Raw genomic sequence first — 22,897 nt, 5'->3', positions numbered from 1 at the left:
GGGCTGCCAGATTGCTGCGAAAGCCGCTCTTACCCCCTCCCTTTGGCATAGCCAAGGGGAGGGCTGGGGAGGGGTTGCCGTTGCTGTTGCAGGAGCGACGTAAGCCGCGACGCGAGTGGTGGCGAAGATTGCGCAGATATCGGCGAGCCGACGCATCCCCAGCTTCGCGGCTTACGCCGCTCCTACAAGAATCAAAAACAAAAAGGCCGTCCACGCAGCGCGCGGACGGCCTTCTTTCATCCCTCAATCCAACTCAGAAACCCAGTTCGGTCTCTGCCGGCAGCACCTGCCGCAACAGGTCGGCGAACACGCCCTTGATGCGTTCCAGCGCGGCTTCGTTGTCCGCTTCAAAGCGCAGCACCAGCACCGGCGTGGTGTTGGAAGCACGCACCAGCCCCCAGCCATCGTTGAAGTCGGCGCGCAGGCCATCAATGGTGGAAACGCGGGCATTGGCCAACGCCGAATCCTCAGCCTGCGCCGTGGCCACGATCAGCGCCACCAGCGCATGCTGGGTGCCTTCGGCCACGGCCACCTTCAGCTCCGGCGTGGAGATCGCATCGGGCAGTTCGTCCAGCACTTCCGACGGTTCCTCATCACGCTGGGCCAGGATTTCCAGCAGCCGCGCTGCGGCATACAGGCCGTCATCAAACCCGTACCAGCGCTCCTTGAAGAAGAAGTGGCCGCTCATCTCGCCCGCCAGTTCCGCATCGGTCTCGCGCATCTTGGCCTTCATCAGCGAGTGCCCGGTCTTCCACATCATCGGGCTGCCACCGTTGCGCAGGATGTAGTCGGACAGCTTGCCGGTGCACTTGACGTCGTAGATCACCATCGCGCCGGGGTTGCGCGCCAGCACGTCGGCAGCGAACAGCATCAGCAACCGGTCGGCATAGATGATCCGGCCTTCCTTGGTCACCACGCCCAGACGATCGGCATCACCGTCGAAGGCCACGCCGATATCGGCGTCGAAACGCTTCACCGTCTGCACCAGGTCCTGCAGGTTGTTTGGGTCGCTGGGATCAGGGTGGTGATTGGGGAAGCTGCCATCCACATCGCAGTACAGGGGGATGACATCGGCACCGATGGCTTCCAGCAACTGCTGCGCCACCGCGCCGCCCACGCCGTTGCCTGCATCGGCCACCACCTTCAGCGGGCGGTCCAGCTGCACGTCGTCGGCGATGCGCTGCACGTAGTCGGCGATGACCTCGCGCTGCTGCAGGTCACCCGGCGTATCGGCGCGCTGCAGGCGACCTTCCTGGATGCGCGCGTACAGATCGGTGATTGCATCGCCGGACAGGGTTTCGCCGCCGATGACGATCTTGAAGCCGTTGTAGTCCGGTGGGTTGTGGCTGCCGGTCACCGCCACGCAGCTGCCGGCGCGCAGGTGGTAACTGGCGAAGTACACCACCGGCGTCGGTGCCAAGCCGATGTCGATGACATCGCAGCCGCTACGGCGCAGGCCTTCGATCAGTGCGTCAGCCAGTTCCGGGCCGGACAGCCGGCCATCACGCCCCACCACCACGTCGCGCAGGCCCTGGGACTGCATCTGGCTGCCGATGGCCTGGCCGATCAGGCGGGCGACGTTGGCGGTCAATTCGGTACCGACCACGCCACGAATGTCATAGGCACGGAAGATGCCCGGCACAACGGCCTCGGCACCGGGCTCGGGTGCCGGCGTTTCGTCCCTGGCAGCGCGCGCAGCGGCCGCCGGCGATACCGGCAGCGGCTCCTGCTGCAGGGCTTCGTGCAGGGTCAGGCCACTGTCCAGAGCGGGGTCTTCCTGCTTCCGGCCAAGCGCGGCAAGCCGGCTCAGGCGCTTGCGGCCGAACAGCAGCAGCAACACCGTGGCCAGCAGCAACAGCGACACCAGCAGGCAGCTGAACATGCCCAGGCCCATCGGGCCTTCGACCGGGTTGGGCAGCTCGGCCACGACCCGCAGGCCGGTCTCCTCCACCGGGCGCGCCAGCGCATCGGCGCCGCCACCCAGGCTGCCGTCGCCCTTCTGCACGATGGTGAAGTTGCCCTGGCGCAGGCCCAGGAAAGCATTGCCGGGAGAGTCGATCGGGTCGAACACGGTGGTCAGGCGGGTCAATGGCTGGCGGATGTAGATCACCGCCGCCTGGCCCTGCAACTGCACCGGAGCTGCCAAGCCCAGACGCGGGCCGCCGCTGTCACGCACTACCCGGGCGACCGGCTTGCCTTCGGCCAATGCCAGCTCCAGCAGGGCCAATCGCGAATAACCAAAGCTGGCCGGGTCGGCGTAGGCCTGCGCCAGCACCGCGTCGAACAGCTGCGCGTCCTCCACGCCGTTCCACTTGTCGCGCACCGCCAGCAACGCGGCGGTGGCATCACCATTGGCCAGTGCGGCTTTCACCGGCTCCTGTTCGAGCTGCTTGCCGAACTGGCTGGTCTGCGTGGCAATGACCTTGCGCACCTCGGCCACGGCCTGGTCACGGGATTGCTCCAGCGCCGCGCCGGTGCCGGTCTGGCGCCATTGGCTGAACGCACTCCAGCCAAACCAGACGGCCAGCAGCAACAACAACACCGCGAGCAGCGGCGTTGAACGACCCAGCGCTACGCGCGGGTTCTCATTCCCATGACTCATCGTGCGTTTCCCCTGTCAGCGCACCCCGGTGTGGCCGAATCCACCCGCTCCACGCGCACTGTCGATGAAAGTATCCACTACCTGCAATGCAACGCGTGCAATCGGCATCACCACCAGCTGCGCGATGCGGTCGCCGGGCTCGATGGTGAAGGCCTCGCGGCCGCGGTTCCACACGCTGATCAGCAGCGGCCCCTGGTAATCGGCATCGATCAGCCCGGTACCGTTGCCCAGCACGATGCCGTGACGATGGCCCAGGCCGGAACGCGGCAATACCACCGCGCACAGGCCCGGATCGGCGATGTGGATCGCAATGCCGCTGGGCAGCAGCGATGCATCGCCCGGCGCCAGCGTCAGCGGCGTTTCGATGGCCGCGCGCAGGTCCATGCCAGCGCTGGCTTCGGTGGCATAGGCCGGCAGCGGCCAGACATCGCCAAAGCGGGGATCCAGCAGTTTCACCTGCAGCGGCTGTGGTGCGGTATCCAGGCTCATGCGTCCAACCTCTCGGCGATCAGGTCCAGCAGTTGTTCGGCCAGTTGCGTCTTGGCCGTACCCGGGAACTCACGCTGGCCATCGGCCCAGTAGGCGATGGCCGCGTTCTGGTCGCTTTCGAAACCGCCACCGGCAATACCCACCTGGTTGGCGATGATCAGGTCCAGGTGCTTGTCGGCCAGCTTGCCACGCGCGTACTTCTCCACATCGTGGGTTTCGGCCGCAAAGCCCACCACCAGCTTCAGCGCCTGGGTGTGCGAGGCCACTTCGGCCAGGATGTCGGCAGTGCGCACCAGCTCCAGGGTCAGTGTCGGGTTGTCGCCGGTCTTCTTCAGCTTCTGTGGCAACACCTGGCGCGGCGCGTAATCGGCCACGGCGGCAGCGCCAATGTAGATATCAGCCGGCAGCGCGGCCAGCACCGCCTCGCGCATCTGCGCGGCCGAGCGCACGTCGACACGCTGCACGCCAGCCGGCGTCGGCAACTGCACCGGGCCGCTGACAAGCACCACCTGCGCACCCTGACGGGCGGCGGCGGCGGCCAGGGCGTAGCCCATCTTGCCGCTGGAGCGGTTGCCGACGTAGCGCACCGGGTCCAGGTCTTCGTAGGTGGGGCCGGCGCTGATCAGCACCCGCATCCCATGCAGGCGGCCAGGCTTGGCCGGCGCCGCCGGGACCAGGTTGCCGGCCAGTGCGGCGACGATGTCATTCGGCTCACTCAACCGGCCGGGGCCGGATTCGCCTTCGGCCAGCGGGCCGTCCTCCGGCCCGATCACCTGCGCGCCACGCTCGCGCAGCAGCGCGATGTTGGCCTGGGTGGCCGGGTGCTGCCACATGCGATGGTTCATCGCCGGGCACACGGTCAGCGGTGCGGTGGTGGCCAGGCACAGCGTGGTCACCAGGTCGTCGGCGTTGCCATGGGCCAGACGTGCCAGCAGGTCGGCGGTGGCCGGGGCGATGACGATGCGGTCGGCCCAGCGCGCCAGCTCGATATGGCCCATGGCCTGTTCGGCGGCGCTGTCCCACAACGTGGTGCGGGTGGGGTTACCGGACAGGGCCTGGAAGCTGAGCGGGGTGACGAACTGCTGCGCGCCGGCGGTCATGGCCACCTGCACGAACGCTCCGGCGTCACGCAGGCGACGCACTAGTTCCAATGATTTGTAGGCAGCAATGCCGCCACCTACGCACAACAGCAGCTTCTGACCTTCCAGCGGCCGTGAAGGCGCCGGGGTACTGGGGGAAACGCGGGTCACAAGTGGAGTTCCTAGCTGCACAAGAACGGTTAGCTTAACCGAAGGGTTTGTCAGGGCCGATGCAGCTTCTGGTCATCAGCACCCAACCTTCAGCAATGCATATCCGAGACTGGCCCCGCGCTGAACGCCCCCGCGAAAAAATGCTGTCCCGTGGCGCCGGCGCGCTTTCCGATGCCGAGCTGCTGGCGATCTTCCTCGGCTCCGGGCTACCGGGCCGTGACGCGGTGCAGACAGCCCGGGAACTGCTGCATGACCACGGCCCGCTGCGCGTGCTGCTCGACCGCGACGCCGCCGCGCTGGCCAAGCTGCCCGGACTGGGGCCTGCCCGCGCCTGCGCGCTGCGGGCCGCACTGGAGCTGGGCCAGCGCCATCTGGCCGCCGATCTGGAACGTGGCGCCGCCCTCACCGATCCGGATTCGGCCGGCCGCTACTTCGCCCAGCGCCTGCGGCATCGCCCCCAGGAGGTGTTCGCGGCACTGTTCCTGGACAACCGGCACCGGGTGCTGGCCTTCGAGGAACTGTTCACCGGCACCGTCGACAGCGCCGAGGTCCACCCGCGCGAGCTGCTGCGCCGTGCCCTGGCCCACAACGCTGCGGCGGTCATCGTTGGCCACAACCACCCCTCTGGGAACCGCGAACCCTCCGCGGCCGACCGCGCCATCACCGCGCGGCTGCGCCAGGCCCTGGAACTGATGGATGTGCGCCTTCTGGACCATTTCGTGATCGGCGACGGCCCGCCGGTATCGCTGGCCGCGCGCGGCTGGGTGTGAGCCGCAAGCCCTGCCGCAGCAGGGTTTCGAGCTTTTATGACCCTCCCCCAACCCAGCCGGGGCGGCACCGCCGCTGGTCAGGTAAAATGGCCAGTTCCGCGCTTCAAGCAGACAGTCACGTGAAAGCCCAACTCCGCGCCCTCATCGGCCAAGGCATTGAAGCCTTGCGCGCCAACGGCACCTTGCCTGCCGACACCCTGCCGCCGGAATTCGTGGTCGAACGACCCAAGACCCGCGAACACGGCGATTTCGCCACCAACGCCGCGATGCTGCTGGCCAAGGCCGCGCGCAGCAATCCGCGTGCGCTGGCCCAGGCACTGGTCGAAGCGTTGCCTGCCAGCGATGACATCGCCAATGTCGAGATCGCCGGTCCGGGCTTCATCAACTTCAAGTTCGCACCGGTGGCTTACCAGCGCGAAGTGGTCAGCGTGCTCAAGGAAGGCCAGGACTACGGCCGCAACCTGAGCGGCAACGGCCGCTCGGTCGGCGTGGAGTACGTCTCGGCCAACCCGACCGGCCCGCTGCATGTCGGCCACGGCCGCGCCGGCGCGATCGGCGATTGCATCGCCCGCGTGCTGGAAGCCAACGGCTGGAACGCCAAGCGCGAGTTCTATTACAACGACGCCGGCGTGCAGATCGAAAACCTGGCCAAATCGGTGCAGGCGCGTGCGCGCGGCTTCAAGCCGGGCGACGAACAGTGGCCGGCCGACGCCTACAACGGCGACTACATCGGCGATGTGGCCAAGGCCTATCTGCTGGGTCAGACCGTCGAGCTGGAAGGCAGCCCGGTGATCGGTGCCAAGAATGCCGAGGACATCGACGCGATCCGTCGCTTCGCCGTGGCCTACCTGCGCAACGAACAGAACCTGGACCTGGCCGCGTTCGGCGTGGATTTCGACATCTACTTCCTGGAAAGCTCGCTGTACAAGGACGGCAAGGTTGCCGAGACGGTGCAGCAGCTGATCGACTCGGGCCACACCTACGAGGAAGGCGGCGCGCTGTGGCTGCGTTCCACCGATTTCGGTGACGACAAGGACCGCGTGATGCGCAAGTCCGACGGCACCTTCACCTACTTCCTGCCGGACGTGGCCTATCACCTGAGCAAGTGGCAGCGCGGTTACGAACGCGCCATCACCGAGCTGGGCGCCGACCACCACGGCTCGCTGGCCCGCGTGCGCGCCGGCCTGCAGGCGCTGGACCTGGGCATCCCCAAGGGCTGGCCGGAATACGTGCTGCACCAGATGGTCACCGTGATGCGCGGCGGCGAGGAAGTGAAGCTGTCCAAGCGTGCCGGCAGCTACCTGACCCTGCGCGACCTGATCGACGAAGTGGGCAGCGACGCGGTGCGCTGGTTCCTGATCGCACGCAAGCCCGATTCGCAGCTGACCTTCGACATCGACCTGGCCCGCCAGCAGAGCAACGACAACCCGGTGTTCTACGTGCAGTATGCGCATGCCCGCGTCTGCTCGCTGCTGCGCCAGGCGCAGGAGAAGGGCCTGGACTACAAGCAGGCCGACGGCCTGGCCTCGCTGTCGCTGCTGGACGACGTGCTGTCGCTGGAATTGATGAACGAAATCTCGCGTTATCCGGAAGTGGTGGAAGCGGCCGGCATCGCGCTGGAACCACACCAGGTCGCGCAGTATCTGCGTGAATTGGCGCACGCTTTCCACACGTGGTATCACGGCACACCGGTGCTGGTGGAAGACGCAGCGGCACGCAATGCCAGGCTCACCCTGGCCTGCGCCGCACGTCAGGCACTGGCCAATGGCTTGGGCATCCTGGGCGTGAGCGCCCCGGAAAAGATGTAAGTCAAGGAGACGCAGTAGACATGGCAGCACGACGCGGCAAAACCCAGGCGCGACGCAACAGCGGCAACGGCACGCCCGGCTGGGTGTGGCTGGTGGCCGGTGCGGCGATCGCGGCGGTGGTGTTCCTGGCAGCGCCCAACCTGTTCCAGAAGGACGGTGACGGTTTCCTGCGGGTGGGCCCGCAGCCCAACCCGGACGCACAGCCGGCGCCGGTTGCCGATGCCGATCTCGATGCCGGGGTGGAAACGCCCAAGCCGGCCGCGCAGGCCGGTGCCAAGCCCGAGGACAAGCCGGCCACCCAGTACGACTTCTACACCCTGCTGCCGGGCACGGAAGTACAGATGTCCGACGCCGAACTGGCCGCCAGCGCCAAGGCCGAGGAACAGCGTCGTGCAGCGGCCGCGCGTGCCGCCGCCGCAACGGCGGCCACGCCGACGACCGAAGCCCAGCGCGCGCAGGCTGCACTGGAAGGCCGGCCGGTTCCCACGGCCACCGCCTCGCTGCCGGCACCGGTCAGCGAGACGGCCGCCCGCCAACCCGCTTCGACCACCGACGCTTCACGTCCTGCCGCAACCACCGGCACCACGCCGGCGCAGGTCGCCAGCGCGCAACCGGCACCCAAGCCGGCTTCTACGGCAGCTACCGCGCCGGCCGAGAACGTGCGCTACATCCTGCAGGCGGGCGCGTTCGGCGCATCCGGCGATGCCGAAGCCACCAAGGCCAAGCTGGCGATGATGGGCCTGGCCGCACGCGTGGAATCGGCGCAGATCAGCGGCAATACGGTCTATCGCGTGCGCATGGGGCCGTATGGCACCGCCAGCGAACTTGCCGAGGCCAAGTCCAAGCTCGACGGCAGTGGACTACAGGCGATGGCGGTCAAGGTGCAGTAACCGCGCTGTTGATGCTGATCATGAAAAGCCCGGCAATGCCGGGCTTTTCTTGTTGTTTCGCGGCTGATCGAACAGCTTCCCCCCTCCCCAACCTTCCCCTTGCCTGCGGCAAAGGGAGGGGGCGGAAGCAACAGTGGCTGGAATCCTGCCGTCCGCAGCCGTTCCACCCCCTCCCTTTCGCGTAGCGAAGGGGAGGGTTGGGGGCGGATGAAGCATCTGACCTCCGCCATTGAACCCAAGCCCCCAACCGCCACGCCGCAGGAATTCCGCCCTTTCCGCCACACGACGGGATGCCTCACCGCCCGCACAGTGCGAAAATCGCAGGCTCCTTCCCACGGAACCCGCCCATGTCCAAGACCGCATTGATCACCGGCGCCACCTCCGGCTTCGGCGCCGCCGCCGCCCGCCGCTTTGCCGCCGCCGGCTGGAAAGTGATCGCCACCGGTCGTCGTGCCGAGCGCCTGCAACCGCTGGTGGAAGAGTTCGGCGCGGACAAGATGCACGCGGCTGGATTCGACATCCGCGACGCCGTGGCGATGGAAGCTGCGCTGGCCGCATTGCCGCCGGCCTTCCGCGACATCGACCTGCTGGTCAACAACGCCGGTCTCGCCCAAGGCACCGCCGCCGCCCAGCACGCCAGCCTGGAAGACTGGCGCACCATGATCGACACCAACATCACCGCGCTGGTGACGCTCACCCATCACCTGCTGCCGAAGCTGGTCGCGCGTCGTGGCGCCATCATCAACATCAGTTCCACCGCCGCGATCTACCCGTATCCGGGTGGCAACGCCTATGGCGGCACCAAGGCTTTCGTCAGCCAGTTCTCGCTGGGCCTGCGCTCGGACCTGCACGGCAGCGGCGTGCGCGTGACCGCAATCGAACCCGGCATGGCCGAAACCGAATTCACGCTGGTGCGCACGCACGGCAATCAGGCAGCGTCGGACCAGCTCTACGGCGGTGCCGACCCGATGACTGCCGAAGACATCGCCGAGCAGATTTTCTGGGTGGCGACACTGCCGCCGCATCTGAACGTCAATCGCCTGGAACTGATGCCGGTAAGCCAGTCGTTCGCCGGCTTCCAGGTGGCGCGCCAAAGCTGACCACAGCGGCCATCGGCAATGCTTTCCATCGCCCCGGGGTTCCATGCTCCGGGGCTTTTTCATTCCTGCGGACTCGCCGGCTGGCGTTGACAGGGGCAAGCCCTAAACCTGCCGTCGCTGTTGCCGATAACTTGGTGCGCCGCCGGGTTGGATCGCGGCTGTTGCAGCCCATTGGTGGCCGACCGCTCAAGACGAGGCAGTGCTGCTGCCGCACGGAAGAAAGGAAAGCGTTTCGTCATGGAAGTAATCACCGCCCGTGCACAGGGCGAGCAACATCGGCGGACATGGGAAGCACCGGGCAAAGCCCCCGGCTCCCGCACCTGCCGCTATCCGCGGCGGTGGACATGACGGCGTTCCCATGCGCATGGGGAGCGCCCTGCACGGCCTTGGTGAGCACGGGAAGGCTGGGCGACACCATATGTCGCCCCCTGTCCGCAGCATTCGAGCAAGTGCTGACCTCCATCGGTTGAGTCCCATGTCCGACAACGACCCCAAAGACCCGCTCATGCGCAACCTGATCACGCTGGGATTGATTCCCCGCCATCGGGGCAGAACCACGCAGGAACTGCTCGCCGCGCTCAAGAGCCGTGGCTTCAACATCACGCTACGCACGCTGCAGCGCGATCTCAATGAAAAGCTCAGCCGGCACTTTCCGATCGTCCCGGTCGAGGAAGGCAATGTGGTCCGCTGGCGCTTCGACCGCGACGCCCGTTTCAACCTGCCTGCATTGGACCCGGCTGAAGCCCTGGCCATGCACCTGGCCGAAGATCACCTGAAGCAGATCCTCCCACCGGCCGTGCTGGTGTCACTGGAACCGCAGTTCGCCGAAGCGCGCCGCCAGCTGGAATCGCTGGAGCACAACGCGCTGACCAACTGGGCGCGCCGCGTGCGGGTGCTGCCCAATGGCAAGGCGCTGCTGCCGGCCAGCGTGGAGAAGGACGCCTGGGAACAGGTCGCCACCGCCCTGCTGGAGCAACGCCAGTTGCAGGTCGATTATCTCAGCCGGGTCAAGAACGAAGCCAAGACCATGCAGCTGCATCCCAAGGGTCTGGTCTCACGCGGACCGGTGACCTATCTGCTTGCCAGCGTCGGCGATTACACCGATGTCCGCCATTTCGCGATGCACCGCATCCAGAGCGCCGTCGCTCTGGATGCGAAAGCACGTGACGACGACTTCGACATGGATGCCTATCTGCCGACTGCGGCGTTCACCCCACGGCAGGGTACCGGCGTGGTGGACCTGGTCGCCGATGTACACCCGCAGCTCGCACAGACATTGCGGGAAACACCCCTCGGCAAGGATCAAGGGCTCGAGCCGTTGGCCGGCAGCGACTGGCAACGGCTGTCCGCACAGGTCCCGGATGATCAGGAAACCCTTTCGTGGCTGTTCGGCCTGGCGGAGAACATCCTCGTCCACGCGCCCATCTCGCTGCGCAGCCGCATCGAAGAGAAGATCCGCAGGACGGCCGACATGTATGCAGATCCCGCCGGCCCGCCACGATCACCGCTCCATTGCATGCCGGACCAGACACCTCCAGCGCCCCGTCCACACCCGACCGCCCGAATCGAACCATGAACAACCTGGCACACAGCAACCTGATCATCGAGATCGACGAAGAAATTGCCGTCCTCATCGAGGAGATCAACGCCATCCCTGGTGCATCGCAGAGCAACTTTGCCGAGAATCTGAAGGACGTCGTGATCGATTCGGTACTCGGTCCGTTCGGCTTGAGCAGGGCGATGCTCGCGGACAAGGACGGCGGCAGCATCACCACGGCACACAACTTCGAGGAAGCCCTTGCCGAGGGCAAGGAGCACCTGGTCGCATCCCGCGACAGCGAGCGCCTGCAGTCGCTGAAGGATGCACGGAACAACCCGATCGACCGCAGCCCCGGTAACAAGCAACAGGGGATCGCGCCGGGCAAGGATCACGCCTACGACCAGGCGCTGAACAAAGCCATGCCGCTGGGCTCGGCGACGCCGGACACGAAGGATGCCTACACCGGTCGCGAGATGAAAACGCCCTCGCGCGATCATGTGATCCCGGTGGGCGAGATCGAGCGCTCCGCCAAAGGCCAGCTCGCGCAGAGCTCCCAGGAACGGGTACAGACCGCGACGCTGCCGGAGAACCTGGTCTGGACCGAGAAGTCGCTGAACTCTTCCAAGCAGGACAGCGACCTGCTGCTCTGGGCCACCGCCGAAACCTCACCGCTGGCCGGCACGAACGACCAGCGTTACGGCATCGACATGGACAAGGCCCAGGAGATCTACAACACATCCAAAAAAGCCGTCGAACGAAAGCAGAACATCGCACTGCTGAAGAAGCAGTCCAGGGAGTTCCTGATCGAAGGTGGTTCGGAAGCCGGCAAGGTCGCGCTGCGACAGATCCTCGGCATGATCCTCAAGGACCTGGCCAGTGGCCTGATCGATGACGTGAAGCAGCTGATCCGCCAAGGCTTCCAGAGCCTCAAGCACCTTGCCGACCTCCTGCATGCCCGCCTGCTGGCGACGGCGAAGAACATCAAGGAGAAGTGGGCCGATTTCCTCAAGGAAGGCGGCATGGCGGGTTTTTCCGGGCTGCTGTCAAACCTCATCACGCTGCTCATCAACAGTTTCGTCACCACCGCCAAGCGCATCGTGACGATCATCCGTGAGTCCACCCTTGCGGTCATCCGCTCGATCAAGCTGATCGCGCTGCCACCGGAAGGAATGAGCGGCAGCGAAATCGCCATGGAAGTACTCAAGCTCCTGTCCGGTGGACTGGTCACCGCCGCGACCCTGCTGTTGCAAGAATCCGTGGCCAAGGCGATCGAATCGATTCCGCTGCTCACCCCGTTCGCCCAGGACATCGCTACCGTACTGGTCGCCATCCTCAGCGGCACCATGGGCCTGCTCACCGTGCTTGCCTTCGACCGCTTGAAGGAACACATCGCCTTCCAGAACAAGCAGCTGGCCGATGTCCATCGCGGACACGGCGTTGCGCAGCTGAAGGTGAAGCAGACCCTGATCCTGCTTGATCAGTCCACGGGCCACGTCATCGCGACCACCGAGCGGATGCAGCTGCGCCTGACCAGCACCTGGATGCAGGTCGACGACGCTTCCCAGCACGCCCATACCGCCGTCGCCAGCTATGCAAGCGCGGTCGACCAGTTGCGTGCACTGGCCCGACGTACCCCGTAATCACCACCATAAAACTGCCTGCGATCACCGTGATGACCACTACCCACCAGCAAGCCCCTGCCCACGCAACGAACACGGCCATCGCCCTGACGCCGGATTCGCTCAAAGCCAAATCCGTGGCGCAGCAGTTCTTCAAGGAGATCGAATCGCTGGAAGCGGAGATCCAGCAGTCCAATGCGATTTCCCGCGAGATCGAGAGCCGTGGATTCCTCAAGCGGATGAGGTCGAGCGCGTCAAAGGACATGACCGAGATCGCCAGGATCCAGAACACCATCAACAAGCGCATGGTGGATCTGATCCAGGAAACCATCCGCTTGAACATGCTCAGCTATGCAGGCCTGGTGGTCCTGATGGACGAGATGCGCAACGGCATCGAGCACGGTTTCAGGGACGCGAATGGAAACATCACCCAGCTGGGCGAAGAAGGACGCAGCCTCGCCGAAACCGCTACCGACATCATCTCGGGGATTCTCGACGCATCCAGGCACACCCAGGACCGCATCGAACACAACGCGGAAAGCATCCTGCACGTGCTCCAGCGGCTGGACGGCGAGGTGCAGCAGGATGCCGTGCGGGATGCAACGCTGGCGGACCTGAGCCACAGGGCCGACGCCAAGGACATGCTGGATACCCGGCAGAACGAGGCAATTTCGCTCCTGGAAACTCAGCTCGGCGAGAAGCATGCGCGCGACATGGCACGTGACGCCGCCATGGATACCCATGCCTCCGCACTTGCCACGCAGGAGCGCGGCTTGGCATTGATCGAGCAGGCAATCAAGGCACAGCAGGCAGCGGCCGATGTCCGCATCGATGCACTTGCCAAGGCGCAACGCAGCTGGCGGAACACGGCGACGGCACTGCTGGTCATTGCCTTTGGCTGGTTGTCGGCGATCACCTGGCAGGTGTTCCTGCGCTGAGTCCGCAGGCAAAGTCCGCTCCGCAGTTCAATCGACAACGCCCGCCAACCAAGGCGGGCATCAGCGGCAAACGCATCGGCCGATGCGACACGAAATGTCGCCCTGCCTCACCACCATCACCTCACAGCGACCATCCCGGTCGCCCATGATGTGGAGTGAGACCATGGATGCGCTTTTCGTTCTGCTTGTTGCCTTCAATTTTCTTGTAGTTGTTCCCGTCCAGTTGTACGCCTTCATCCGCGGCATCAACGTCCAGCGCTACAACCTCGGCATCGCCAAGGGGCGCCGCTACAAGCCCGGCTTCTGGTGGCGCCAGGCCACGGCGCTGGCCCGTTCACGGCAGGCAATCGGTGCCAATTTCATCATCACGGTCGTGCTTTCCACGCTTGCGTTGTTGAGCGCTCTGTTCACCAATGCCTGGCTCAGCGCGGCAATGTGCAGCTACATCCTGGTCAATGCACTGGTGGCAACCAACTTCCTGGCCCTGCAGCTGCCGGTGATCGATGCAGAACAGGCCGCCGCGACCAGCACCACGACCAGCCCGCCCGCCGCATCCAACTGACGACAGACGAACGAGCGCAACCTGGGAGATGACACGCTCCTGCGCCCTTCGGCTGCATCGACAACTCACCGACGACGCGCCCTGTCGTCCACCGTCTGCAACATCATTCCGACGCCGCATCAATGCGATGGGCGGCGGTATCAAGGCCAAAAGGAGGCCGGAATGTTCAAGATCATCGGCGGGATCGTGGTTTACGGATTTGCGTTGGCAGGGTTGCTCACCTACCTGGACAAGGCGCACCGCGACGGAGATCAGTCCGGGAACTGAGGGAGGTGTCCTGCAGGCCTCGCGATCCGACCTCCAGCCCAGCGCCCCATGCGGAGCAGCCCGACACGGCTGCTCCGTCTGTTCTTTCATCAGTCCAGCCAACCATCGCGTTCGCTATGCAGGATGCGGCCATCGTAGCCACTGAGACGCACTTCCACGCGCTGGTTGCGGGCGTTGCGTGCCTCCAGGCTCCAGACAGCGCCATCGCGCTCCAGCGAGTGAATGTCGCGCAGGCCCGCAGCGGCGGCGCGGGCGAGGACCTGCGGGCTGTCCAGCAGCGCGCGGCCATCGTGTTCGTCGAAGATCTCACCAGTTGCCGGGTCTACCCAGACCTCGGCAAAGCGGCCATCGGCGCGCGATACGTCGGCTTCCCACAGGCCGTCGTCCTTCTCGATCTCATGAATCTGGGTGTAGCCGGCAGCACGCAGCTTCTGCTCGACGTCGGCCATGCCCAGCGCCTTGTTCTGCGCATGTGCCGGAACGCTCAGCACCAGACCGACGGCAGTGGCGGCGATCAATGACTTCAACATGGGCGGCTTCCTCGGATGTCGCCGGATCATCCCGGCCCAGCCAGTCTCCGCCGCGCGTCTAACAGCGGCTTAGCCGGCGCTGTTAGCCAATGGTTAGGTCACCGCGCTATTACTGGCGGCATGATTTCCTCCCTGCCCGTCATGCGCCTGGCCTGCCTGCTCCTGCTGCTGAATGTGCCGCTGGTCTGGGCGCACGGCCAGGACGCCGCGCAGCAGACCGCTCGCCAAGCGCTGAAGCAGGGTCGCTACGTGCCGCTGGAAAACATCGTGCGTGATGCCCTGCAACGGCACCCCGGCACGCTGCTGGAAGTGGAACTGGATGACGGCGTGTACGAAGTGGATATCCTGCGCGCTGACGGTGTCGTGATCGAGCTCGATTACGATGCACGCAATGGCAAGTTGCTGAAGACCGAACTGGACGATTGATGCGGATCCTGCTTGCTGAAGACGACGTGGAGCTGGCCCAGCGCCTGCAGCCGTTGCTGGAGCAGGCCGGCTACGTCGTGGTCCACGTGGTTGATGGCCGAGCGGCGGAAGAACTGGGGCAGCTCGAGGAACTGCAGGCGGCCATCGTCGATCTGGGCCTGCCGGGGCTGGATGGCCTGAGCGTGATCGAGCGCTGGCGTGGCAACGGACGCGACTTCCCGGTGCTGGTGCTGACCGCACGCGGGCGCTGGCACGACAAGCTGGCCGGGTTCGATGCCGGAGCCGATGACTACCTGACCAAGCCGTTCCAGGCCGACGAACTGATCCTGCGCCTGCGGGCGCTGATTCGCCGCAGCAACGGCCATGCCAGCCCCAACCTGCACTGCGGGCCGTTGCAGCTGGAAATCAACGCCGGCCGCTTCACGCTGGACGGACAGGCGCTGCCGCTCAGCCCGCAGGAGTTTCGACTGCTCAGCTACTTCATCCACCACAACGGCAACGTCATCAGCCGCGAGCGGTTGGGCGAGCAGATCTTCGAGGCCGGGTACGACCCGGACTCCAACGCGCTGGACGTGCTGTTGGGGCGGCTGCGCCGCAAGATCGGCGTGGACATGATCCAGACCGTGCGCGGCCAGGGTTGGCGCCTGGTCGCACCGACATGAAGGCGCCGTCGCTGCGGGCGCGCCTGCTGCTGGCCGGCGGATTGGGGCTGGTGCTTGTTTCGGTGCTGGCGAGTCTGTTGCTGGGGCACCTGTTCAAGCAGGCCGCGCGTGACAACCTGGACGCACAGCTGGAGCAGGACCTACTGACCGTACTAGCGCAGGCCGAGATCGACGACAAGGGAACGTTGACCCTGCGCCAGGAGCCCAACGATGCGCGCTTCCAGCGGGTGTTCTCCGGCAGTTACTGGCAGATCAGTTCGGACAACGAGCCGCTGCTGCAATCGCGTTCGCTGTGGGACCAGAGCCTGAAGCTGCCAGCTACCCAAGCACCGGCGCAGGTACACAGCGTGGATTTCACCGGCCCACTGCAACAGCCACTACGTGGCCGAGTGCAGCAGGTGCGGTTGCCGCGCAGCCAGGCACCGCTGCAGTTCGCAGTCGCCAGCGACCGCAGTCAGCTCGATCATGAAGTCGCGCGCTTCCGCCAACGTGCTGCATTGGCGATGGCCGTGCTGATCGCCGCATGGCTGGCGGTGCTGGTCAGCCAGGTGCACTTCGGGTTGCGACCACTGCGGGCGCTGGGCCGTCGCGTGGAGCAGGTGCGGCGTGGCGAAACCACGCAGATCAGCGGTGACGATCTTGACCGTGAAGTCGCGCCGTTGGCCGACGAACTCAACGCCCTGCTCGCCCATCATCAGCGCATGGTCAACCGCGCGCGCACCGGCGCGCAGGACCTGGCGCATGCGCTGAAGGCACCGTTGAGCGTCCTGCAGGCCGAAGCAGACGGGCCCGGACATCACTGGCGACAAACACTGCGCGAACAAAGCGGTCGTATGCAGGCCAGCATCGATCGCTATCTCGTTGCTGGCATGGCCGCTGACAGGCACCAGCGCAGCGCGGTGGCTCCGGTCGTCCAATCGCTGTGCCGGCTGATGCAACGCGTGCATGGCGAGCGCGGCATCACCTACCTGCCCGACGACATCGACCCGCAGTTGTACTTTGCCGGTGCCGGTGCGGACCTGGAGGAAATGCTCGGCAATCTGCTCGACAACGCCGGTCGCTGGGCTGCACGGACGGTGCGCATAACCGCATTCGCCGTTGACGGGCGACTGCACGTCGATGTCGTTGACGATGGACCCGGCCTGGACGCGGCTGCGTTGCAGAAGGTGACGCAACGGGGCGTGCGGCTGGACCAGCGCGAAGGCAGCAGCGGGCTGGGGTTGGCGATCGTCGGCGACATCGTGGAGAGCTACGACGGCGAACTGGTGCTGGTGGATACCGGCAGCGGTTTGCAGGCTGGGTTGCGGTTGCCGTTGGGCTGACCTGATGTGTTGCCTGGCGTGGTCGGCGCAACGAAAACGCCACGCGGTTTGACTGCGTGGCGTTTTCGTTTTTTGGAGCAGCTACGGAGCAAAAACACCCGCATCCGCGACTTCGAGGCGTACCGCGCCGCGCGCAAGCACGCGCGGCCCGGCTGAACTCAACCCAGCGGTTCGTCGGACAGGTAGGTGTAACCGGTCAGGCCCGCTTCCAGCGCGGCATCCAGTTCCGCCGCGCGTTCCGCCGACAGATTGGCTGCCGCCACGCGCTCGCGATACGACGTACGCAGATCGGCCAGGCTGTAACCCACGTAATCGAGCATCACGTCGGTGGTGTCGCCACGACGCTGCTGGGTGATCACGTAACCATCGGCATCGGTTACCACTTCCACCGCATCGGTATCGCCGAACAGGTTGTGGATGTCGCCGAGAATTTCCTGGTAAGCACCCACCAGGAAGAAGCCGATGCGGTAGCTCTCACCATGTTGCAACGAGTGCAGCGGCAGCGAGCTGTCCAGGCTCTCGTTCTCGACGTAGGTCTTGACCATGCCGTCCGAGTCGCAGGTCATGTCGGCGATGATGCCGCGGCGGTCCGGGCGCTCGTTCAGGCGTTCGATCGGCACGATCGGGAACACCTGGTCGATCGCCCACGCATCCGGGATCGACTCGAACACGCTGAAGTTGACGAAGTACTTGTCGACCAGGCGATCGTTCAGTTCATCCAGCGCCGGGCGATGGCTCTTCTCGTCATAGCTCAGGCGCGCACGCACGGCGTTGGCAATGGCGTAGAACAGGTCGTCGATGCGCGCACGCTGCGGCAGATCGATCTGGCCCAGCGCGTAGGCGGACAAGCCTTCGGCATGGAAGTGCTGCGCCTCCTGGAACAGCTCCACCGCCGGGCGCTGATCCAGTTCGTCATGGATCTCACGCAGGTGGCGGATGGCGGCCGGCTCGTCGTCATGTGCCTCGGGGATGCGGCCGTCGGCGGCCTGCTCCACTTCGGACACATTGGCGATCAGCACCGCGTGGTGGGCGGTCATCGCACGGCCGCACTCGGTGATGATGCGCGGCGGGGTCAGCCCGTGCTCCTCGCAGGCCTCGGCCAGCGGCTGCACGATGTTGCTGGCGTAGGCGTTCAGGCCGTAGTTGATCGAGCAGTAGCTGCGCGAACGGGTGCCTTCGTAGTCGATGCCCAGGCCACCGCCGACATCGACGTGGCTGATCTTCGCGCCCAGGCGCGACAGCTCGACGAAGTAACGGGTGGCCTCGCGCATGCCGTTGGCGATGTCGCGCACGTTGCTGATCTGGCTGCCCATGTGGAAATGCAGCAGGTTCAGGCAGTCGGCGTATTCGGTGTCGCGCAGCGACTTCCACAGGTCCAGCAGCTGGCGCGGCGACAGGCCGAACTTGGCCTTGTCACCACCGCTGTTCTGCCACTTGCCGGCGCCCAGCGAAGCCAGGCGCATGCGCACGCCGATGCCCGGCTTCACGTCCAGCGCCTTGGATTCCTCCAGCACCAGCTTCAGCTCGGAGGGCTTCTCGATGACGATGTAGGTCTGCAGGCCGAGCTTGCGGCCGATCAGCGCCAGGCGGATGTACTCGCGGTCCTTGTAGCCGTTGCAGACGATCAGCCCGCCCGGCCGGCTCAGCGCCAGCACCGCCATCAGCTCCGGCTTGGAACCGGCTTCCAGGCCGAAGCCCTCGCCGTGGTGGCTGGCCAGGGTGCCGGCCACGCCACGGTGCTGGTTCACCTTGATCGGGTAAACGGCGGTGTAGCCGCCCGGGTAGTCCCAGTCGGCCTGGGCCTGGGCGAAAGCCGCCTGCAGCTTGCCCAGGCGCTGGCCCAGGATGTCCGGGAAGCGCACCAGCAACGGCAATTTGGCGCCTGCGGCACGGGCCGAATCGACGATCTGCGGCAACGAAACCGTCACGCCATCCGCGCCGGCAGGGCGCACCACGACATGCCCGGCGGCATCGACGTCAAAATAACCATCGGACCAGTGCGGAATCGAATAGGTCTTGCGGGCCTGTTCGAGGGACCAATCGCTCATCGGCGTAGCTACTCTCGGCTGTGGATAAAAAGGACGCGCATTCTAACGCTAGCGGGGCACCGGTCCGTTACAATCCGCGCCCGCGCCACCTCCCCTCTCCCCCCGGAAGAGGGGTTGGGGGTGAGAGTAAGCGTGAAACCTGGCTGTGACAGGCTTCGCCCTTACCCTCATCCGCCCCTCTGGGGCACCTTCTCCCGGCGGGAGAAGGGTATCGACTCCCCTTGCTAGGAACCCTGCAATGACCTCCAACGAAAACTGGTTCATCGAACACTTCCAGCCGACCGGCTCGGCCATCGGTTTCCGCATCACCGGCAAGCTGGAGGAAGTGCAGTCGCCGTTCCAGAAGATCGAGATCTACGACAGCACCGACTGGGGCAAGTTGATGGTCATCGACGGCGCCATGATGCTGACCACCAAGGACAACTTCTTCTACCACGAGATGATCAGCCACCCGGTGCTGTTCACCCACCCGGCGCCCAAGCGCGTGGTGATCATCGGCGGCGGCGACTGCGGCACCCTGCGTGAAGTGCTCAAGCACCCGGGCGTGGAAAGCGCCACCCAGTGCGATATCGACGAGCAGGTCACCCGCATGGCCGAGAAGCACTTCCCGGAGCTGTGCGAATCCAACGGTGACGCGCGCGCCGAGCTGCTGTTCGACGACGGCGTGGCCTACATGGCCAACTGCGCCCCGGGCAGCGTGGACGTGGTGATCGTGGACTCCACCGACCCGGTCGGCCCGGCCGAAGGCCTGTTCAACAAGGCGTTCTTCGAAAGCTGCTTCCGCGCCCTGAAGGACGACGGCCTGCTGGTCCAGCAGAGCGAATCGCCGCTGGCGCTGCTGGACCTGATCAAGGACATGCGTTCGGAAATGGGCAAGGCCGGCTTCCAGTCGTTCAAGACCCTGCCGTTCCCGCAGCCGTGCTATCCGACCGGCTGGTGGTCGGTGACCGTGGCCAGCAAGCAGGCCGGTTTCGGTTTCGGCTTCCGTGAGGCCGATTCGGCCGCCAAGCCGTTCGACACGCTGTACTACACCGCCCCGCTGCACACCGGCGTGCTGGTCAGCCCGCCGTTCGTGGCCAAGGCGCTGGGCGAGTAAGCCCACCAGCCCAGCAGACAGAAGACCCCGCGCAGACGCGGGGTTTTTTTTGCCTGCACTTTCGACCGGGATGCCCGCAGCGTACGGACTCCGGCAGTCCCTGAGCCCACCTGGCGGTGTGGCGGGCGGCCAGGCGTGCACCGGTGCCGCCACCGCAACAATCCTTTCCGCCGTCACGTTCCTACATTTTTTTTACATTCAGCAATTCGTGGACTGTTCAGTTTTATAATTCAGCCACATTCCCGCCCGCCCCGGGCAACGCAAGACCGGCATTTCAAGACGCTTTCCGCGCCCGCCGCGTCAGGAAGGTTTTCATGAACACATTGCCCACTTTCGACGGCGATACGCCGCTTGTTCCCGCCAATCAACTGCTCAAGCGCGGCGAGCGCCTGCTCGAGCCGGACGTCTATCGCATCGAGCTGCAAGGCCGGCTGGCCGTCGTGAAGGACTACCGCCGTTATCGCGGCACGCCGCTGTCACCGGTCGCGCGTCTGCTGGTGCGCCACGAGGCCAAGGTGCTGCGCACCCTGCAGGGCTGGAAGCACGCGCCGGCATTGCTCGGCACCCTGGGCGGTCTGGCGCTGGGCATGGAGTTCATCCCAGGAGACACCCTCAGCGCCGGCGTCCAGGGCGTGACCCAGGAAGTATTCGATCAACTGCAGAGCGCGCTGGCGCGCCTGCATGCAGCCGGCATCACCCACAACGACCTGCATGGCACCAACGTGGTGATCAGTGCCGGCGTGCCGGTGCTGCTGGACTTCACCTCCGCGCTCCGCGCCCCACGCTGGATGCGCAACTGGCCGATCATCCGCCAGCTGCGCCGCAGTGACATGAAGAACCTGGTGAAGATGCGCCAGCGCCTGACCGGTCAACGGCCCAGCGCCGAACAGGCGGCCCTGCTGGCCGAGCCAGGCTGGGTGCAGGCCGTTCGCGGTACGTGGAAGCACCTGTACCGAAGGATCAAGGGCCAGCAGTGATCGCCCGCGGGCGCAGGCCTGGATTGATGAGCCTGATGCGTTTGTTCCGGGCGGAAGCCTGAGCCGAAACAGGAGCACCCCTCCCCAACCCTCCCCTGCTGCGCAAGGGAGGGGGAATCCCGCGCGATGTTTCAGATGGCCGCAAACGCCGCTCTTGCCCCCTCCCTTGCGCAGCAGGGGAGGGTTGGGGAGGGGTTGCCGTTGAACCCGGGCCCGCCCGAAGCAGCCCCCAGTGATCACGCCCACACACACGGCGCCATCGGCGCTCAGAGTGCGTCGGCGTCCACTTCACCGGTGCGGATGCGCACCACGCTGCCCAGGTCATACACGAACACCTTGCCGTCGCCGATCTTGCCGGTGCCGGCGGCCTTGACGATGGCTTCGACCACTTCCTCGGCCTGGGTGTCGGTCACCGCGACTTCAATCTTCACCTTGGGCAGGAAATCGACCACGTACTCGGCGCCGCGGTACAGTTCGGTGTGGCCCTTCTGCCGGCCAAAACCCTTGACCTCGGTAACAGTGATGCCGGTTACCCCGCGTTCGGCCAGCGCCTCGCGCACGTCGTCCAGCTTGAACGGCTTGACGATGGCCATGATCATCTTCATTGGTCGCTTCCTCCGGGTAATCGCCGAAAGGATACCGTGCCCGCACGCGGACTTGAGCATCGCCGGCAAGGTGCCAGCGCCAACGTTACGGACTATCCTTACGGCCTGCCAGAACGGATACCGATGCACCGCACACGACCAGGCCCCTAGGCTCGGCCGATCCCTGCGGAGACACCAGCCATGATCGATCTGAACCACATCGACGAGCTTGCCCGTCGCCTGAGTGACCTGGTGCCGCCAGGGCTGCGCGATTCGCGCGATGAACTGCAGGCCACTTTCAAGGGCGCCCTGCAGGCCGGCCTGGCCAAGCTGGACCTGGTCACCCGCGAGGAATTCGAAGTGCAGCGTGCGGTCCTGCTGCGCACCCGTGAAAAGCTCGACGCGCTGGAACAGGCCGTCGTCGCATTGGAAAACCGCGCTCCCGACAACCGCTGAGCCGGGCCGCATGAGCCTGGCGCTGGTGTACAGCCGCGCCCGTGCGGGCGTGCAGGCACCGGAAGTGCGGGTGGAAGTCCACCTGTCCGGCGGCCTGCCCAGCACCCAGATCGTCGGCCTGCCCGAGGCGGCGGTACGCGAGTCACGTGACCGCGTGCGTGCGGCCTTGATCTGCGCGCAATTCGAGTTCCCCGCCCGCCGCATCACCATCAACCTGGCGCCTGCCGACCTGCCCAAGGACGGCGGGCGTTTTGATCTGCCCATCGCGCTCGGCATCCTTGCCGCCAGCGGCCAGATCGACCGCGCGGCGCTGGCCGGCCATGAGTTCATCGGCGAGCTGGCGTTGACCGGCGAACTGCGCGCGGTCGATGGCGCCCTGCCTGCGGCCATCGCCGCGGCGGGCGCGCAGCGCACGCTGATCGTGCCCGAAGGCAATGCGGCAGAGGCGGCAATGGCCACGCATGCAGACGTCAACTTCGCACGCACGCTGCTGGAGGTGTGTGCCGGCCTGGCCGGCGACAAGCAACTGCCGATGGCGCAGATGCGTCCCGCCGTTCCAGCCCCCTTGCCCGACCTGGCCGACGTACGCGGCCAACAACACGCCCGCCGTGCGCTGGAAATCGCCGCAGCCGGTAATCACCACCTGCTGCTGCTCGGCTCTCCGGGCTGCGGCAAGACGCTGCTGGCCTCGCGCCTGCCCGGCATCCTGCCAGACGCAAGCCAGCATGAGGCGCTGGAAACAGCCGCCATCGCGTCGGTCAGCGGTCGTGGGGTTGATCCGGCACGCTGGCGGCAACGTCCGTTCCGCGCGCCGCACCACACCGCCAGCGCGGTGGCTCTGGTAGGTGGTGGCTCGTATCCGCGCCCGGGTGAAATATCGCTTGCCCATAACGGCGTACTGTTCCTGGATGAACTGTCTCTTAGGTCGTCAAGTTGACTGACAACAGATTCATCCAGCCAG

20 protein-coding genes and 1 pseudogene are annotated in these 22,897 nt (G+C 65.7%); 15 read left to right on the top strand and 6 right to left on the bottom strand.

Features of this window, described 5'->3' with window-relative positions; all coding sequences use genetic code 11:
* Positions 1-253: 253 nt before the first annotated feature.
* Genes LR961_RS18380 through coaBC form a run of 3 tightly spaced genes read right to left on the bottom strand, consistent with a single transcriptional unit; the run spans position 254 to position 4,341 of the window.
* Positions 254-2,602 (bottom strand): phosphomannomutase/phosphoglucomutase, encoded by a 2,349-nt coding sequence (locus LR961_RS18380; RefSeq protein WP_232151420.1) that lies wholly within the window; start codon positions 2,600-2,602, stop codon positions 254-256.
* A 15-nt stretch (positions 2,603-2,617) separates the two neighbouring features.
* Positions 2,618-3,091, bottom strand: a complete 474-nt coding sequence (gene dut / locus LR961_RS18375; RefSeq protein ID WP_232151419.1) for a dUTP diphosphatase — start codon at positions 3,089-3,091, stop codon at positions 2,618-2,620.
* Complete coding sequence (gene coaBC / locus LR961_RS18370) at positions 3,088-4,341, bottom strand: bifunctional phosphopantothenoylcysteine decarboxylase/phosphopantothenate--cysteine ligase CoaBC (protein ID WP_232151418.1); 1,254 nt, start codon at positions 4,339-4,341, stop codon at positions 3,088-3,090. The genes dut and coaBC overlap by 4 nt, the downstream gene beginning before the upstream one ends.
* 95 nt (positions 4,342-4,436) lie before the next feature.
* On the opposite strand from coaBC, the gene radC reads away from it, so the two are divergent.
* From radC to LR961_RS18330, 8 genes are all read left to right on the top strand, one after another.
* Positions 4,437-5,111 (top strand): DNA repair protein RadC, encoded by a 675-nt coding sequence (gene radC / locus LR961_RS18365; protein ID WP_232151417.1) that lies wholly within the window; start codon positions 4,437-4,439, stop codon positions 5,109-5,111.
* Positions 5,112-5,230: 119 nt separating this feature from the next.
* Entirely contained in the window at positions 5,231-6,919 is a 1,689-nt protein-coding gene (argS, locus tag LR961_RS18360; protein ID WP_232151416.1) for an arginine--tRNA ligase, read from the top strand.
* Positions 6,920-6,939: 20 nt separating this feature from the next.
* On the top strand, positions 6,940-7,809 hold the full coding sequence (locus tag LR961_RS18355; protein WP_232151415.1) for an SPOR domain-containing protein: 870 nt from the start codon (positions 6,940-6,942) through the stop codon (positions 7,807-7,809).
* 347 nt (positions 7,810-8,156) lie between these two features.
* Positions 8,157-8,909 carry an SDR family NAD(P)-dependent oxidoreductase gene (locus LR961_RS18350; RefSeq protein WP_232151414.1) on the top strand — a complete coding sequence of 251 codons (753 nt, stop codon included), beginning with the start codon at positions 8,157-8,159 and terminating at the stop codon, positions 8,907-8,909.
* A 475-nt stretch (positions 8,910-9,384) separates the two neighbouring features.
* Entirely contained in the window at positions 9,385-10,485 is a 1,101-nt protein-coding gene (locus LR961_RS18345) for a WYL domain-containing protein (RefSeq protein WP_232151413.1), read from the top strand.
* The gene (locus tag LR961_RS18340) at positions 10,482-12,089 is read left to right on the top strand and encodes a hypothetical protein (RefSeq protein WP_232151412.1); all 1,608 of its coding nucleotides are present in this window, start codon (positions 10,482-10,484) and stop codon (positions 12,087-12,089) included. The genes LR961_RS18345 and LR961_RS18340 overlap by 4 nt, the downstream gene beginning before the upstream one ends.
* 32 nt (positions 12,090-12,121) lie before the next feature.
* Complete coding sequence (locus LR961_RS18335; protein WP_232151411.1) at positions 12,122-13,006, top strand: hypothetical protein; 885 nt, start codon at positions 12,122-12,124, stop codon at positions 13,004-13,006.
* A gap of 163 nt (positions 13,007-13,169) precedes the next feature.
* Positions 13,170-13,568, top strand: coding sequence for a hypothetical protein (locus LR961_RS18330; RefSeq protein ID WP_232151410.1), 399 nt, complete (start codon positions 13,170-13,172; stop codon positions 13,566-13,568).
* A 356-nt stretch (positions 13,569-13,924) separates the two neighbouring features.
* Here the strand turns inward: LR961_RS18330 and LR961_RS18325 are convergent, their stop codons facing one another.
* Positions 13,925-14,365 carry a PepSY domain-containing protein gene (locus LR961_RS18325; RefSeq protein ID WP_232151409.1) on the bottom strand — a complete coding sequence of 147 codons (441 nt, stop codon included), beginning with the start codon at positions 14,363-14,365 and terminating at the stop codon, positions 13,925-13,927.
* Between the two features lie 120 nt (positions 14,366-14,485).
* Between LR961_RS18325 and LR961_RS18320 the strand changes: the two genes are divergently transcribed.
* The 3 genes from LR961_RS18320 to LR961_RS18310 are packed head-to-tail and all read left to right on the top strand — an operon-like array spanning position 14,486 to position 16,775.
* Positions 14,486-14,791: a PepSY domain-containing protein gene (locus LR961_RS18320; RefSeq protein WP_232151408.1), complete on the top strand. Its 306-nt coding sequence runs from the start codon at positions 14,486-14,488 to the stop codon at positions 14,789-14,791.
* Complete coding sequence (locus tag LR961_RS18315; RefSeq protein WP_232151407.1) at positions 14,791-15,453, top strand: response regulator transcription factor; 663 nt, start codon at positions 14,791-14,793, stop codon at positions 15,451-15,453. Before LR961_RS18320 ends, LR961_RS18315 begins: the two co-directional genes overlap by 1 nt.
* The gene (locus LR961_RS18310; protein WP_232151406.1) at positions 15,450-16,775 is read left to right on the top strand and encodes an ATP-binding protein; all 1,326 of its coding nucleotides are present in this window, start codon (positions 15,450-15,452) and stop codon (positions 16,773-16,775) included. Before LR961_RS18315 ends, LR961_RS18310 begins: the two co-directional genes overlap by 4 nt.
* A gap of 158 nt (positions 16,776-16,933) precedes the next feature.
* Here the strand turns inward: LR961_RS18310 and speA are convergent, their stop codons facing one another.
* Positions 16,934-18,823: an arginine decarboxylase gene (gene speA / locus LR961_RS18305; protein WP_232151405.1), complete on the bottom strand. Its 1,890-nt coding sequence runs from the start codon at positions 18,821-18,823 to the stop codon at positions 16,934-16,936.
* Positions 18,824-19,061: 238 nt separating this feature from the next.
* Here speA and speE point away from each other — a divergent pair, with 238 nt between their 5' ends.
* Both speE and LR961_RS18295 read left to right on the top strand, forming a co-directional pair.
* Positions 19,062-19,919, top strand: a complete 858-nt coding sequence (speE, locus tag LR961_RS18300) for a polyamine aminopropyltransferase (protein ID WP_232151404.1) — start codon at positions 19,062-19,064, stop codon at positions 19,917-19,919.
* Between the two features lie 314 nt (positions 19,920-20,233).
* Positions 20,234-20,896, top strand: coding sequence for a kinase (locus LR961_RS18295; protein ID WP_232151403.1), 663 nt, complete (start codon positions 20,234-20,236; stop codon positions 20,894-20,896).
* A 266-nt stretch (positions 20,897-21,162) separates the two neighbouring features.
* Here LR961_RS18295 and LR961_RS18290 read toward each other — a convergent pair whose 3' ends face one another.
* Positions 21,163-21,501 carry a P-II family nitrogen regulator gene (locus tag LR961_RS18290; RefSeq protein WP_232151402.1) on the bottom strand — a complete coding sequence of 113 codons (339 nt, stop codon included), beginning with the start codon at positions 21,499-21,501 and terminating at the stop codon, positions 21,163-21,165.
* Between the two features lie 180 nt (positions 21,502-21,681).
* On the opposite strand from LR961_RS18290, the gene LR961_RS18285 reads away from it, so the two are divergent.
* Positions 21,682-21,936 (top strand): accessory factor UbiK family protein, encoded by a 255-nt coding sequence (locus tag LR961_RS18285; protein WP_232151401.1) that lies wholly within the window; start codon positions 21,682-21,684, stop codon positions 21,934-21,936.
* A 10-nt stretch (positions 21,937-21,946) separates the two neighbouring features.
* A pseudogene (locus LR961_RS18280) lies at positions 21,947-22,852 on the top strand (YifB family Mg chelatase-like AAA ATPase); the annotation flags it as partial.
* Positions 22,853-22,897 lie beyond the last annotated feature (45 nt).

It is taken from the genome of Stenotrophomonas sp. SY1, from assembly GCF_021202945.1.
Lineage (GTDB): Bacteria > Pseudomonadota > Gammaproteobacteria > Xanthomonadales > Xanthomonadaceae > Stenotrophomonas.
The sequence above is the reverse complement of the archived record's forward strand: the minus strand, read 5'-3'. Positions and strand labels throughout refer to the sequence as shown.